This is a genomic window from Chryseobacterium foetidum (assembly GCF_025457425.1).
GTDB classification, from domain to species: Bacteria; Bacteroidota; Bacteroidia; order Flavobacteriales; family Weeksellaceae; genus Chryseobacterium; species Chryseobacterium foetidum.
Map to the genome: position 1 here is coordinate 487562 of NZ_JAMXIA010000001.1, position 14023 is coordinate 501584.

General features: G+C 37.1%; 16 protein-coding genes. 3 read left to right on the forward strand and 13 right to left on the reverse strand.

Translation table 11 applies throughout. The features are described 5' to 3' along the window. The 4 genes from NG809_RS02285 to NG809_RS02300 are packed head-to-tail and all read right to left on the reverse strand — an operon-like array spanning window position 1 to window position 3083. Complete coding sequence (locus NG809_RS02285) at window positions 1–456, reverse strand: adenylyltransferase/cytidyltransferase family protein (protein ID WP_262147710.1); 456 nt, start codon at window positions 454–456, stop codon at window positions 1–3. Window positions 457–474: 18 nt separating this feature from the next. After that, the gene (galE, locus tag NG809_RS02290; protein WP_262147711.1) at window positions 475–1497 is read right to left on the reverse strand and encodes a UDP-glucose 4-epimerase GalE; all 1023 of its coding nucleotides are present in this window, start codon (window positions 1495–1497) and stop codon (window positions 475–477) included. A 19-nt stretch (window positions 1498–1516) separates the two neighbouring features. Continuing rightward, a complete protein-coding gene (locus tag NG809_RS02295) occupies window positions 1517–1957 on the reverse strand; it encodes a hypothetical protein (protein WP_262147713.1) in 441 nt (146 codons plus the stop codon). A gap of 1 nt (window position 1958) precedes the next feature. Then, a complete protein-coding gene (locus NG809_RS02300) occupies window positions 1959–3083 on the reverse strand; it encodes a DegT/DnrJ/EryC1/StrS family aminotransferase (RefSeq protein ID WP_262147715.1) in 1125 nt (374 codons plus the stop codon). Between the two features lie 165 nt (window positions 3084–3248). On the opposite strand from NG809_RS02300, the gene NG809_RS02305 reads away from it, so the two are divergent. Then, the gene (locus tag NG809_RS02305; protein ID WP_262147717.1) at window positions 3249–4844 is read left to right on the forward strand and encodes a S8/S53 family peptidase; all 1596 of its coding nucleotides are present in this window, start codon (window positions 3249–3251) and stop codon (window positions 4842–4844) included. A gap of 79 nt (window positions 4845–4923) precedes the next feature. Here NG809_RS02305 and NG809_RS02310 read toward each other — a convergent pair whose 3' ends face one another. The 3 genes from NG809_RS02310 to NG809_RS02320 all read right to left on the reverse strand — a co-directional run bounded on the left by NG809_RS02310 (window position 4924) and on the right by NG809_RS02320 (window position 7359). Next, window positions 4924–5280: a bleomycin resistance protein gene (locus tag NG809_RS02310; RefSeq protein ID WP_262147719.1), complete on the reverse strand. Its 357-nt coding sequence runs from the start codon at window positions 5278–5280 to the stop codon at window positions 4924–4926. Between the two features lie 10 nt (window positions 5281–5290). Further along, the gene (locus NG809_RS02315; protein WP_262147721.1) at window positions 5291–6211 is read right to left on the reverse strand and encodes a helix-turn-helix domain-containing protein; all 921 of its coding nucleotides are present in this window, start codon (window positions 6209–6211) and stop codon (window positions 5291–5293) included. 311 nt (window positions 6212–6522) lie between these two features. Further along, entirely contained in the window at window positions 6523–7359 is an 837-nt protein-coding gene (locus tag NG809_RS02320) for an SDR family NAD(P)-dependent oxidoreductase (RefSeq protein WP_262147723.1), read from the reverse strand. Between the two features lie 315 nt (window positions 7360–7674). Between NG809_RS02320 and NG809_RS02325 the strand changes: the two genes are divergently transcribed. Further along, a complete protein-coding gene (locus NG809_RS02325) occupies window positions 7675–8238 on the forward strand; it encodes a hypothetical protein (protein ID WP_262147725.1) in 564 nt (187 codons plus the stop codon). A 320-nt stretch (window positions 8239–8558) separates the two neighbouring features. On the opposite strand, the gene NG809_RS02330 is transcribed toward NG809_RS02325, so the two are convergent. Genes NG809_RS02330 through NG809_RS02345 form a run of 4 tightly spaced genes read right to left on the reverse strand, consistent with a single transcriptional unit; the run spans window position 8559 to window position 10520 of the window. After that, window positions 8559–9149 (reverse strand): Crp/Fnr family transcriptional regulator, encoded by a 591-nt coding sequence (locus tag NG809_RS02330; protein WP_262147726.1) that lies wholly within the window; start codon window positions 9147–9149, stop codon window positions 8559–8561. Continuing rightward, a complete protein-coding gene (gene ytxJ / locus NG809_RS02335; protein ID WP_262147727.1) occupies window positions 9146–9532 on the reverse strand; it encodes a bacillithiol system redox-active protein YtxJ in 387 nt (128 codons plus the stop codon). Before ytxJ ends, NG809_RS02330 begins: the two co-directional genes overlap by 4 nt. Beyond that, window positions 9529–9975, reverse strand: a complete 447-nt coding sequence (locus NG809_RS02340) for a DUF1569 domain-containing protein (RefSeq protein WP_262147729.1) — start codon at window positions 9973–9975, stop codon at window positions 9529–9531. The genes ytxJ and NG809_RS02340 overlap by 4 nt, the downstream gene beginning before the upstream one ends. A gap of 8 nt (window positions 9976–9983) precedes the next feature. Further along, a complete protein-coding gene (locus NG809_RS02345; RefSeq protein WP_262147731.1) occupies window positions 9984–10520 on the reverse strand; it encodes a YfiT family bacillithiol transferase in 537 nt (178 codons plus the stop codon). 285 nt (window positions 10521–10805) lie between these two features. Between NG809_RS02345 and pncA the strand changes: the two genes are divergently transcribed. Further along, window positions 10806–11411 carry a bifunctional nicotinamidase/pyrazinamidase gene (gene pncA / locus NG809_RS02350; RefSeq protein ID WP_262147733.1) on the forward strand — a complete coding sequence of 202 codons (606 nt, stop codon included), beginning with the start codon at window positions 10806–10808 and terminating at the stop codon, window positions 11409–11411. A 385-nt stretch (window positions 11412–11796) separates the two neighbouring features. Here the strand turns inward: pncA and NG809_RS02355 are convergent, their stop codons facing one another. Both NG809_RS02355 and NG809_RS02360 read right to left on the reverse strand, forming a co-directional pair. Further along, window positions 11797–13032: a PQQ-dependent sugar dehydrogenase gene (locus NG809_RS02355; protein WP_262147735.1), complete on the reverse strand. Its 1236-nt coding sequence runs from the start codon at window positions 13030–13032 to the stop codon at window positions 11797–11799. A gap of 112 nt (window positions 13033–13144) precedes the next feature. Next, window positions 13145–14011: a GLPGLI family protein gene (locus NG809_RS02360; protein ID WP_262147737.1), complete on the reverse strand. Its 867-nt coding sequence runs from the start codon at window positions 14009–14011 to the stop codon at window positions 13145–13147. Window positions 14012–14023: the final 12 nt, after the last annotated feature.

A 14023-nucleotide genomic window follows, 5' to 3' on the forward strand; every position in this document is an offset into this window, starting at 1 on the left:
TTAATTTGCTTCAACACCATTACGTGATGCTTTTTCTTTCTCAGCTTCGTAGATTCTTTTTCTCAAATCACTGGTCGAAAATCTGTGATCTCTTTTGTTGTAGAAAATTTCGATTCCGTTATCAAGGCAATACTGCTTGCCTGTGAAATCTCTGTCTGCATAGTCGTCTCCAATGATTCTTACATCAACTACAAAAGACTGCAGGATATCTTCCAAATCCTCTTCAGTGTAGTAAGGAATAATTTCGTCTACAGCATGCACACCTTTCAGCTGGATGTACCTCTCAACAATAGTCTGTGTAGGTTTGTTTTTATTTGGTCTGTCGTGTGACGGGTCAATTTGTAACCCAACAATCAGGTAGTCGCATACAGTTTTCGCTTCTTCCAGCATTTTAATATGTCCGGCGTGAAGTAAATCAAATGAGGAAAATGTAATGCCTATTCTTTCAGTTTTCATAAGTATTTATACTATATTTTAATTTGTTCTTGATTCTAAATATTTCTGCCATTCCCAAACCGTTTTTAACGATTCTTCAAGGGAAGTCTCTGCTTTCCAGTTGAGTTCTTTCTCTGCTTTGTCTGCATTGGCATAGGCAATTGTAATGTCGCCTTCCCTTCTGTCGCAGATTTGATAGGGAACTGAAACGTTATTGGCTGTTTCAAATGCATTCACAACTTCAAGCACCGAAGATCCCTTTCCTGTTCCGAGATTGAAAATATCAATAACCGAACCATCGGAATCATCATGTAAAAGTTTTTTTAAAGCCGCCACATGCGCCTTAGCCAAATCTGTGATGTGAATGTAATCGCGAACTGCCGTACCGTCTTCTGTAGGATAATCATTTCCCCAGACGCTCAGTTTTTCTCTTACACCAGCTGCTGTCTGCATCACGTAAGGTACTAAATTATTAGGAATTCCGATTGGTAATTCACCCAAAAGTGCACTGTCATGAGCCCCTATGGGATTGAAATATCTTAAAAGAGAAATTTTTCTGTTATATGCCTTTGCAAAATCAATCAGAATCTCCTCTCCCATTTGTTTTGTTTTACCATAAACACTTTCCGGCATTTTCAGCGGAGTATTTTCATCGATTGGCATCTCGTCTGCCTGCCCGTAAACCGTACATGACGAACTGAAAATAAAATTTGAGATATTCCTTTCCTTAAATTCCTGAAGAATATTGATTAAAGAAAAAAGATTGTTTTCATAATAATCAATCGGCTTTACCTGACTCTCTCCTACTGCTTTAAATGCAGCAAAATTGATACAGCCATCAATATTGTGTGCATCAAAAACCTGATTCAAAAGCTCTTTTCTTTTCAAATCGAAAGGATAAAAAATCGGTCTTCTACCGGTAATTTCCTCAATATTGTTTAAAATAAATTTTTCTGAATGGGAAAGATCATCTACGATGATTACCTCATAATTATTATTGATAAGTTCTACAACAGTATGAGAACCGATGTAGCCGAGACCTCCTGTGACTAATGTTGCCATTTTTTCTGATTATTCTGTTTTAATTTAAATTTTGTGTTCCAATTTCATCTATTTCCAAAAAGTCAATTCTTTTGTATTTGAAAAAATTTATTATAAAAAGTAAAACTGCAAGAACAGAAAATACTACTATAAAAATAGTTAAATCTTCAGATATTACTGCACCTTCATATAACTGCTTCATAAATCCAAATGCAAAGAATATGGCTATAATTATATAGTGTATGTTAAGAAACATTACAGTCTTTTTTCCTTTTAAAACAAGTGAAATTAAACAAAGTAAGGATGTTAAAAAAATTAATAGGGCAAAAGGAAATACAATATGATCTAATGTTAAATTTTCTACATTTTCAAAATCTTCAAAACTCACAGTTGCTCCATAACCAAATAAAATTGCAACAAAAAGCTCGATTAGAAAAAGTATAATCCCGACTGCTCGATATTTAAAAATCCTCTTTTTCATCTTATCCCATAAACTCCAAAACAGCATCCGTAATATACTTCAACTGTTCGTCATCCAACTCTGTATGCATCGGAAGAGAAATTACCTGATCTAAAAGCTTATCTGTATTCACAAAATCCGCATCATTGGATTCCTGATAATACGCTTTTTGTTTTCTTAAAGCTACAGGATAATAAATCATCGCAGGAATTTCCTTTTCAGTTAAAAATTTCTGAAGATCATTTCTTTTTCCATTCAGAATTCTCAAAGTATACTGGTGGAATACATGAGTAGAATTTTCTGCTCTTTTTGGAGTGAGAATATTCTCATTTTCTGCAAAAGCTTCGTCGTAGTAGTCAGCAGCTTTTCTTCTGGCATCGTTGTATGAATCAAGATGAGGAAGTTTTTTTCTTAAAATTGCTGCCTGTACACTGTCTAGTCTGGAGTTTACACCTACCTCATCATGATAATATCTCTCATACATTCCATGATTAACAATACCTCTCAGTCGGTGTGCAAGTTCATCATTATTGGTAAAAATGGCACCACCATCGCCGTAGCAACCTAAATTTTTTGAAGGAAAAAATGAAGTCGTTCCCACAGTTGACATTGTTCCGGTTTTCTTCGTGGAACCATCGGCGAAAGTAAATTCTGAACCTATCGCCTGAGCATTATCTTCAATTACGAAAAGATTATTTTCTTCAGCAATCTTCAGGATTTCCTCCATATTCGCAGCCTGACCGAAAATATGAACCGGAATTATTGCTTTAGTTTTTGGAGTAATCGCTTTTCTTACGGCTTCAGGAGAAATATTAAATGTATCATAATCCACATCAACCAAAACAGATTTCAGTTTCAAAAGATGAATCACTTCTACCGTTGCAGCGAAAGTAAAATCTGCTGTAATAACTTCGTCACCTTCTTCTAAACCTAAAGCCATCAATGCAATTTGAAGAGCATCAGTTCCGTTGGCACAAGGGATAACGTGTTTTACGTCGAGATAAGATTCCAGTTCGGTCTGGAAAGATTTTACTTCCGGGCCGTTGATGAAAGCCGCAGAATCCATTACATTAAGTACAGCGTTGTCTACTTCGTTCTTTATTTTATAATATTGGCTTTGCAGATCAACCATCTGAATCTTTTTCATATGTAGATTTTTTTGTTTTAAAAATTTTGTAATCGCGCACCCATCAAATTATAATTAATTCTAAATCCGGCGACTTTAAAAATAAATATTTTCGTAAAAATACGGATTTTAAAATCCTGCCAAAAATTTTATTCATTTTGTTTTATCTTTACTAAAAATAAATACATGAAAAAATCTGTACTTCTTCTAGTCTTAGGAATTTCCATAACAGTTTCTGCTCAGACGGAGCTAGTTTTTGTGTATTTTAACGGCAAACCGAATAAAGCGGCTTTTTACGCCAATCCACTTTCTGAACTCACCCAGAAATCTCTTAACAGAAGAACGTCTTTGGGAGTTGCACTCAATGATCAGGACGCACCATTGGAAAATACTTATGTTCAGGCCATCCAGAATCTTGGACTCACGGTAACAGATAAATCAAAATGGCTGAATGGTGTTGCGGTGACGGTTAATCAGGCACAGGTTAATCAGATCAAAGCATTACCGTTTGTACAGTCTGTGGAAAGTTTTGCTAAAAATTCTTCGCTTACTTTAAAGGTTCAGAATCAAAATAAATTTCAGGAATTTCAAAACATCAATACCGTTTTTAATTACGGCTCCGGATTGGATCAGATTGATCAGATTAATTTGAAACCGCTGCATCTTGCGGGTTATACAGGAACTGGAGTTGCTGTGGCGGTTATCGATTCCGGTTTTCCAGGTGTAGACAACGGAACCACATATTCCAGACTTTGGGCGAACAATCAGATCAAGGCTGGCTACGATTTTGTAACCAAGACTACAAATATTTATGAACCCACGCTAAATGCCCACGGAACGGTAGTTTTAGGAGCAATTGGCGGATTTGTTCAGGATCAGTTTGTTGGTTCTGCACCCGATGCCAATTTCTATCTCTACCGAAGTGAAAATGCTGAAGTAGAAGTTCCCGAGGAAGAAATGTACTGGATTGAAGCGGCAGAAGAAGCCGACAGACAGGGTGTTGATTTAATTACAACTTCTTTAGGTTATGCCATTTTCGATGATCCGAAATACAGCTACATCTATTCTCAGATGAACGGTAATACCTCGTTTATCGCACGGGGAGCAGAAATTGCAGTGAATAAAGGGATTTTTGTGTTATTTGCAGCAGGAAACTCAGGCGAGCAGCCGTGGCATTACATCGTTACCCCAGCTGATAATGCTAAAGTTTTCACCATCGGAAGTGTGGATGCAGCAGGAGCTTCATCCCCATTCTCTTCTTACGGACCCAATTCGGCAGGCGTCGTGAAACCTGATGCTTCAGCACGAGGAACAGCAACGGTAACTGTCAACGGAAGTTCAACCACGACGGTTACCGGAACTTCAATCGCCGCACCTGTTGCTGCCGGCGGCGTTGCATGTCTTATTCAGGCATTCCCAACAATGAACAGAGACACGATGAGAAATTCCCTGCGTTCCAATGCTTCACTTGCACCAAACTACACAGATCAGATGGGTTATGGAATTTTAAATTTCGGCAGCTTGTTTAATGCGGTTTTGAACACCTCGGAACTGGTTCAGAAAAACAAACTTTCCATTTTCCCAAATCCTGTGAAAGACATTCTGAATATTGCTTCTGAAAAAGAGATTCTATCTGTTCAGATTTACGATAATTTAGGCAGAATTATTTCTACGGAAAAGCATAAAAAATCATTTAAAATTAATGATTTTGCAAAAGGAACTTACTACATGAAAATTCAGACGAAAGATGGAGTTTTTTATGAGAAGTTTTTGAAGGAATAATTTCTGGAAAAGCTCAAACACTTTTTATAAAGTTTTTGAAATTTTTTGCGTCATTTTTGCTTTGCAAATATTATATCGATCAAATCCCTTCCCCAAAAGTCAGCAAATTAGAATCCGGATCCAGAAGAGAAAATTCCCGTTGTCGCCATGGTTTTGTATGCAGACTTCCGTTTGGATGAATTTCCACTTTGTTATCTAACAGAGACTGATAAAGTGTATCAATATCTGAAACTCTGATATACACCATTCCGTAGTTATCTTTGGTGTCAATTTCTGCAAACAGAAAAAAGTGAATTTCAATCTGATCCTTTTTAAGCATTAAATAATCAGGAAAATCATCTGAGCCCAATTGACTGAAACCTAATCTGTCAATATAATATTTTTTAGTTTCAGCTTTGTCACGCATCGGAAGTTTTGGGTGGATTTGGGTAAGCATAATTATAAATTTAATTAAATGAAGTTCTGAATTCCAAAGGGGTCTGACTGGTTTTATTTTTAAAAAGTTTGTTGAAAGACTGTGGATGCTCAAAACCCAGCTCATAAGCAATCTCACTTACCGAAAGCTGTGTGGTAGAAAGCCTTTCCTTTGCCTTATCAATCAGTTTTTGATGAATATGTTGTTGTGTGCTCTGTCCCGTAAGAGATTTTAAAAGACTTCCGAGATAATTCGGCGACATGTTGAGCGATTCTGCAATTTCCTGTGTTGATGGAAGTCCGTTTTCCAGTAGTTTCCCGTTGTTGAAATAACTTTCAATTTCAGATTCAAAACGTTCCAATATTTGATGATTTCCTTTTTTTCGTGTAATGAACTGTCTCTGGTAAAACCTTTCAAAATAATTGAGCATTACTTCAATCTGCGAAACGATAATGTTTTGGGTAAAATCGTCTATATTGTTGTGATATTCCCGCTGGATATTTTTAAAAATATTTAGAATAATTTCTTCCTCTTTTTCAGAAACAAAAAGTGCTTCGTTCACTGCATATCCGAAGAAGTCATATTCTTTAATTTTTTTTGCCAGAGAAGTATTCCAAAGAAAATCGGGATGAAGGCACATGATAATCCCTGTCGGTTTTTCCTCATTTTTTGCAGGAACTTTTATCTCGACAATCTGTCCCGGCGATACCATGGAAGCAATTCCCGAATCAAAATCATACTGCTGCTGACCGTATCTAAACTTTCCGCTCAAATCCCTTTTTAGGCCAATGCAGTAAAAATGCTGCAGCCATGTGATGCTTTTTTCCTCCGTCTGATACGTGACATCAAGATAATCAAATACGCTGATCAGAGGATATTCAGGCCTTGGAAGACCGGCAATCGCGTGAAATTCTGCGATGGTATTGAGGGTAAGGATTTTCTTATTTTTCATGATAAAATAATATCAAAGATAGAGCAAATCTTTTTCAGAACGCTCTAATTTTAGGTCTAAATAAAGTATTTAATCCTGAATAACCTTTATGAAATGTCTTTTTTGACTTAGGAAGCGGAGGCGTTAAAAAATTTTCAATAATTTTCGTTAAAAAATTTCCATTGTCTGAGTGGCGGCAAAAAATTTATTAAAATACAATACGTTCAATCCGCCCGAGTTTGGAAATTTTAGAAAATTATTAAAAATTTTAGCCGAAGTTTCCAGGTCTTGAATTTTTGGTTCTTTTGTTTCAAGACAAAAGAACAAATCATTTAAAAATCTGTTGAAGTGCTCAATTCCAAAGTAGAATTAATATCTTCATTCAGCATTTTCATTTTTTCTCTGGCCAAACCAACAGCGTCGGTTCCCATTACAAAATGAACCGGCGGCTTCTGCATTTCTGCTAACTGAATAAAAGCAGTCGCTGCTTTATCAGGGTCTCCCGGTTGATTTCCATTGATTTCTTCTTTGTGTTTTGCCTCTACAGCTCTTGCAGCTGTATATTCTGCAATCGGATTTTCAGGTGTAGTCATCGACCCTGAATCAAGGAAATTTGTTCTGAAATATCCAGGATAAACCACCGTTGCATTAATCCCAAATTCTGCAACCTCATACGCAAGCGATTCTGTAAAACCTGCCACAGCAAATTTAGTAGCGCAATAAATGCCCCACCCCGGAAAAGCTCCGGTAATTCCGCCAATCGAAGCTACATTGATGATGTAACCTGATTTTTGATTCCTAAGAAAAGGCATTGCCTGACGGATGACATTCAGCGAACCGAAAACGTTGGTGTTAAAATTTTTGCGGCTTTCTTCGTCCGAAAGTTCTTCTAAAGTTCCAAGCTGTCCGTATCCTGCGTTGTTGACGATGACGTCTACCCTTCCAAATTTTTCTACAGTTGCCATAACCGCTTTTTTTACATTGCTTTCATCCAGAAGATCCATTTCCAGAGGAAGAAAATTCTGTGAAGATTCAATACTGCTTTCAAAATTTTTCGATGATCTTGATGTTGCTGCCACGTTGTAACCTTCAGCTAAAAGTTTCTGAACCAATGCCAGACCTAATCCTTTCGAGGCTCCTGTGACGAACCATACTTTTTTTGTGCTCATAATAAATCTATTTGTTGTTAATTATTTACATGACAAATTTGAGATTATTGATAAAGAAAAATTAAACCAATTCAACGGATTTTGTAGCCAAACTAATGCTAAAGATATATTCCATTAAATTAATAAATCAGCACAATTTTATATATTCGTGAGTAAAAGCTATTCTATGAAATATCTTTATTTTGATTCTAAGTTATTTTTAATCCTCACCTTCACCTTTATCATTATGACTGTGGTGGGAACATTAAGTCATGAATTGAACATTATGCTGTTGCAGAATACTTAGGATATGATGCAAGGATAGATTATCAAAGTATGCACACCGACAATAATCCTAAAAGAAAATATTTGGATTCTACTTACAAAAAGTACCCATACGAAATTAAGAACAATCTGAATTTTCCAGAAAAAGAGAAGTTTGATATTAAAAGAAAAGAATACAGAAATGACAGAATTAAAATCCTCGCTGGCGGCCCTCTTCAAACAATGGTTACCGGAACTTTCGGGTTTGTGTTGCTGCTGATCTACCATAAAAAACTTTTCTCTTTCAACAAAACAAGTTTTACAGGATGGCTTCTGATATTCTGCTCATTATTTTGGCTAAGACAAAGTGCCAATTCCTTTGGATGGACTCTCGACTACATTCTAACCGGAGAAAAATCAATGAGAGGTGATGAGCTGAGACTTGCACGTTTTTTAGACCTCAACATCTGGACAATTCACGGAATCACAGGAATTATTGGCTTAATTGTCTTGTTTATCGTTCTCCGTCTGCTCCCTAAAAATCAGATTTTAACCTTTCTCTCTGCTGGTTTAACGGGTGGATGTTTAGGATATTATCTTTGGCTGATAAAATTTGGTCAGTATATTTTACCCTAAAAAATTAAACAGTCTGAAAATTTTGACGTTTTTTATCCACTTTTGGGAATATCATCGGTGTATCATCGGTGTATCATCGGTGTATCATCGGTGTATCCTAACAAAATAGCACAACAGAGCAGAAAAAAAATTAAACAGTAATAAAATGACAGCTTTTTGATAATCGGTATTAAGATTTATGATCAGATTGCAAAAAACTTTCAAGGTTTTATTGGAACACCCTTGGATTAACAGATAAAAAAATCTCTTTTAAAACAAATTTAAAAGAGATGATTATTTTCAACCTTACAGTAAAAATTCGGAACAGAAGTTCAAAACCATCAATCCGTAATGAAATTCTTCCTTGCCAGTTCTTTTCTCACACGGCTCAAACTTTCCGGAGTAATCCCAAGATACGATGCAATCATCCATTGCGGAACTCGCATCATCAAATCCGGATACATTTTTGTGAACTTCATGTAACGTTCTTCAGCGGTTTCGCCCAGTAAAGAATTGATTCTGTCCTGAAGACTTTTTACATGTTTCTGTATAATCAAATCATTCTTTTCGATGCTGTTGGGGAATTCTTCCAACAGTTTGCTGAAGAAATCGGGATTTAAAAATAATATTTCAGAATCTTCAACAGCTTCTATAAAATATTTTGATTTTTCATTAAAATAAAGACTGCTTCTATCGCCCATCAGCCAGTTTTCAGGGGCAAACTGTATGATGTGCTCTTTACCGTTTTTGTCGATGGAATACATTCTCAGCAGACCTTTTTCCACAAAAAAAGTGTTGCGGCAAATCTCTCCCTGCTGTAAAAGAAACTCGTGCTTACTCACTTTTCTTGATTCGTACTGGATGCTGCAAAGATTTAATTTCTCCGCAGGAACTTCAAATACATTGGCTAAATAGTTTTGGATATTGCTCATTCTGTAATTTGGCTTAAAGAAATGTCCTGATGTGATGCTGAATTTTTTACTTTCCCATTCTCAAATACTAGAAGCTGCGGGCTTTCATGCCTAACTCCGAAATCTTCGGCAATTTTATTTGAAACGGCACGGTAGGCAATAAGGTCTAAAAAATAGAATTCTGCATTGTTATTTTCGTTGTCACGAAGTTCTGATTCAAAATTTTTCAATACAGTTTTGCTGATGAAACATCTTGTGGAATGCTTAAAAATGGCCACTGTTTTATTTTCAGAAGCTTCGATTGCTTTTTTCAGGTCGCTTTCGCTCTCAATTAATTTCCACAGCGGTAAACTGCTGTCATTTTCCTCTTTTTTATCGCCAAATATTTTACCGAATAAACTCATACGCTAAATTGTTTTAAATGATGATTAAGATGTTTGTACTCCATAAATCCCCAGTTTTCATCCGTCATTTCTCCAAATAACCGGTGTTCACACAGAAATTTATTGTGCTTTCTGAATTCTGCATACTCATCAAGGGTTTTCAAAAGCTCTTTTTTAGATGCATCAAAATCACAGTCAAAATTAATGATTAGTTTTTTAAAAGTAGGCATATTTGGCGGAATTCCGTTGTTGAAGGTTTTCATTTCGTACTTCGTAAGAATTCCCACCCAGCGGAAGAGGAAAAATGTTTTTGGCAGCACTGTTTTTTTCATTGGAACTTTCAGAACCTGACTGCAGTGTTTAAGCATCTGGGCAACGGTCATTCTACCCCATTTCCTTTCTGCATCAGGTTTTAAATTTGATATTCTCTGTTTTATTTCAAGAAAATCGGCTGGAGTGTGCAAACTTTTTCTTACCAACCCTGTTTGTTTTTCAGATTTTCAATATGTGCGAAATGATGGTTGCAATGCCAGACGTAATGGGCAAGGCAAATTCTTAAATTATAATCTTTAATCTGCTCAGGATGATGAAAAGTGCGCTCAAAATGCCTGTTGGTAAGCGATTTCAGCAAGTGATACCAACGCTGATGAATTCCTTTCAACATTCTCATAGCAGGTTTGATGCTGATGGATGTGCTGTCCTGCAGCTCCGCCCATCTGGCCTCCTGATAAGGTTTGATTACCGGATTATCTTCGGTAAGAGCCAGTTTAAATCTGATGAAACTGTTGGCATGGCTGTCAGCAAGATGATTAACAAGCTGTCTCACCGTCCAGCCTTTTTCGCGGTAAGGCATATCGAGTTGTTCATCTGTGAAATTTTCGATCAGATCTTTTAATTTTGCAGGAAAATTTTTGATTGTTTTGATGTACTCATCCAGTTGTGTGTCCGAAATTTCTTCGGGCTCATCAAACTGTCCGATTGGGAATCTTTTTGGTTCAGGGTTGCTCATGTGTACAGTAAATTTAGTTTTTAATTTGAATTTTAATATTGTGCTGTCATTTTTTAAGATAAAATATTATATAAGATCCGGTTTGAATGTGGCTTGAATAATACCATTCCCATGAAAGTACAGTTTTAAATAATGGTGAAGTGTCTATTTGTCCGATAAATAAAATTTGGACAAATATTTGAGTTTAGTCTGCTGTAAATTTATCGAAAATAAGAAGAGTTTTAAAGTGAATTTTACAGTATTTTTAAAGTAAAATTATAAGGCTCTCAGTTAAAAAAAATATATATGAAAAAAGCTTTGATTGTAGTAGATGTACAGAATGATTTCTGCGAAGGTGGCTCACTTGCGGTTCCTAATGCCAAGGAGATTATCCCTTACATCAATCTTTTAATGGAAGAAAATCAGTACGACCAGATTGTGTTTACTCAGGATTTTCATCCGGCAAATCATAAAAGTTTTGCGTCCAACAACAACAGAAAGGTGGGTGAAAGCATTATTCTGAACAGTGTTCCGCAGTTCATGTGGCCTGATCACTGTGTGCAGGGAACAAAAGGTGCAGAGTTTCATCCTGATTTAAAAATAGAAAAAGCTACTCACACCGTTCAAAAGGGAACAAATTCTGAAATTGACAGCTACAGCGGTTTTCAGGACAATAATCATTTTATGAAGACAGGCCTTGATGATTTTTTAAAATATCACGACATTAAACTGGTTGAAATTGTAGGTCTTGCTTTAGATTACTGTGTGAAATTTACAGCTATGGATGCTGTTGCCAACGGATATGTTACCTGCGTCCACTTCAACGGAACCCGTGCTGTAAACGTAAGACCTGACAACGGCAAAGATGCGATTTTTGAATTGCTTCAGAAAGGGGTTACGGTTTTGGGGTGATTTTAGGTTTGAGGTTCGGGGTTCGGGATTCGGGTGTTCGACTTCGCTCGGACTGACATTTTTTAATTTGAGATTTGAGGTTCGGGATTCGGTTTTGGTTTCGGGTGTTCGACTTCGCTTAGACAGACATTTGTTGATTTGAGGTTTGAGATTTTAGATTTGGGGTAAAAACTTATGGATTTTTGTTATCATGTTGTTTGCAGAAGAATCGTCACTAGCCCTGATTGTAGCGGTTACCCCGCAACAGGCGAAGGCAAAAGCGGTGGCGTGAGGAGTATGAGCGGAAAGCAGGTTCCCGGCTCCTGAAAATTAAAAATATAGAAAGCAATTATTCCGTTTCACATGAAAGAACATAAAAAAATCTCCATGATGGAGATTTTTCTATTTACTGTTTAGATATTTTGTAGAGTCTTCCGCCGTCTGTGACCGCATATAAAGAGCCGTCGATTCCCTGTGTAATGTCTCTGAAACGCTGGTCTTCTGTTGCCAGAAGTCTTTCTTCGCCGTACACTTTGTTATCTTTCACAACAAGTCTTACGATGTGTTTTCCGGATAAGGCTGCTATGAACAGATTGTTTTGCCACTCAGGAATGTTGTTGCCTTTATAGAACGTCATTCCGCTTGGTGAAATTACAGGATCCCAGTAATAAACAGGTTGCTGCATACCTGCCTGCTGCTGAATTCCTGAACCTATTGTTGCGCCGTCGTATTCAATTCCATAAGTGATGGTTGGCCATCCGTAATTGGCTCCTGCGGTAACTTTATTGATTTCATCGCCGCCTCTTGGGCCATGTTCGCTTTGCCAAAGTTCACCTGTTGTCGGATGAATTGCCATTCCCTGAGGATTTCTGTGGCCAATGCTGTACAATTCTGGTAGAGAACCGCTGCCTGCGAAAGTTGGATTTCCGGCTGCCGGCTGACCGTCTTTTGTAATTCTGACAATTTTTCCTAAGGCCGCACTCACCGACTGTGCCAAAGGTCTTGTGGTCATATCCGAACGCTCGCCGGTACTTACCAAAAGATTTCCTGTGGAATCGAATAAGATTCTTCCGCCGTAATGCAGATTTCCGACAGAACCTGACGGACTGGCTCTGTAAATTACCGTTGCGTTTTCGATTGCTGTTTCGCTGGTTGAGAGTTTTCCTTTGGCTACAGCGGTTACGGTTCCTCCTGTTACATTTTCAGAAAACACCCAGTAAATCATTCTGTTGGTCCCAAACTGAGGATCCAAACACAATCCCAAAAGCCCACCCTGACCATTTGAATTTACTGATGGTATCCCTGTAATTGCTGCTCCAACAGTTCCCGATGGTGAGACAATTCTCATAGATCCTGTTTTCTGTGTAATCAAAAGTCTGCCGTCTGACATTGGCGTGATACCCCATGGTGAGGTGAGAGATGAAGTTAATACTTCAGTTTTAATGGGAGTAACTGTTTTTACTCCACTGGCACGGGTTTGTCCTGTGAAAGCAGGTGCGTAACTTGTGTTAGCAGGAAGTGTTTCTACTGGTGCATAAAGCGCTTCATCCTGTGGCGAAGGCAGGTTTTCTTCCATTTCTGATGTACAGCTGAAGGTAAAAAATGCAGCTGCCACCCAAAGATGACTCTTCTGTAGTTTCATAAATATTCTTTTGTGTGTTGGTAAAATATTCCATCAGAGTAACAAAATCTAAGCCAGCACTGATGAACACTGATAATTTAAAAGCCTGAAATTTCAAATTTCAGGCTTATGTTTATTTAAGTAAATCTAATTCAAGAAGATTATTGTTCTTTTTATTGGCTTCAATCTGTTTTTTCTCGCGGTCCTTCATCATTTTATTCATATCAACGGGATTTCCGGATGCATCTTTCATGCTAAACTTCATTCCTGAGTTCATCATATTTCTTGCTGCCTTGTTAGGATCTGCCCTGTAGTCTAAATAGGCTTTTTTAAATTTTTTGTGATCCAATATAATCAATGCACTGTATCTCTCTTTATCTTTAAAACTTTTAAATGCGGCATTTTCATCCATTTTCTGCACTCCTTTCAATTCGTAAGAATGAGATTTACTTTGATCTTCAATCTTAACAATCAGTCCCGGCAAACCATGAAATTTGTAAGGACCATCCTGTATAGGAATTTCAGTAGTAAACCATGCAGTCCAGTTTCTGCCAGCGTAAGTGCAGGTTGCTTTTTGGGTCATAAACGTTCCGATTTTTTCTTTGTCGGGAGAGATTTTCCAATCCTGTTTTCTGATATCATTAACCAAGTACTCTTCTCCCCCTAATTTAATGAAGTAATCTACCTTGTACTCCGGATAACTTTTTTCTACCTGATGCCTTACCTTTCCACTTCTGACTGTACCCTTTAAATTAATATGATTTGTACCGGAACTCACTTGCTTAAGTATTTCAGCATTCATCGCAGAGTCAGATTCTGCTGTTGCTTTACTGTAAAACTGCGAGCCTTTGGAAAAGACATTCAGAAGCATTATTTCTGTTTCTACTTTATCTTTTTCCAGTGAATCTGCTACAAATTTATATTCATAAGAAAAACGCTGATTTTGGGCGTAACTGAAAATGCTTAAAAACGAAAGGGTCGCAATAATTATTTTTTTCATTAATATTTTTTC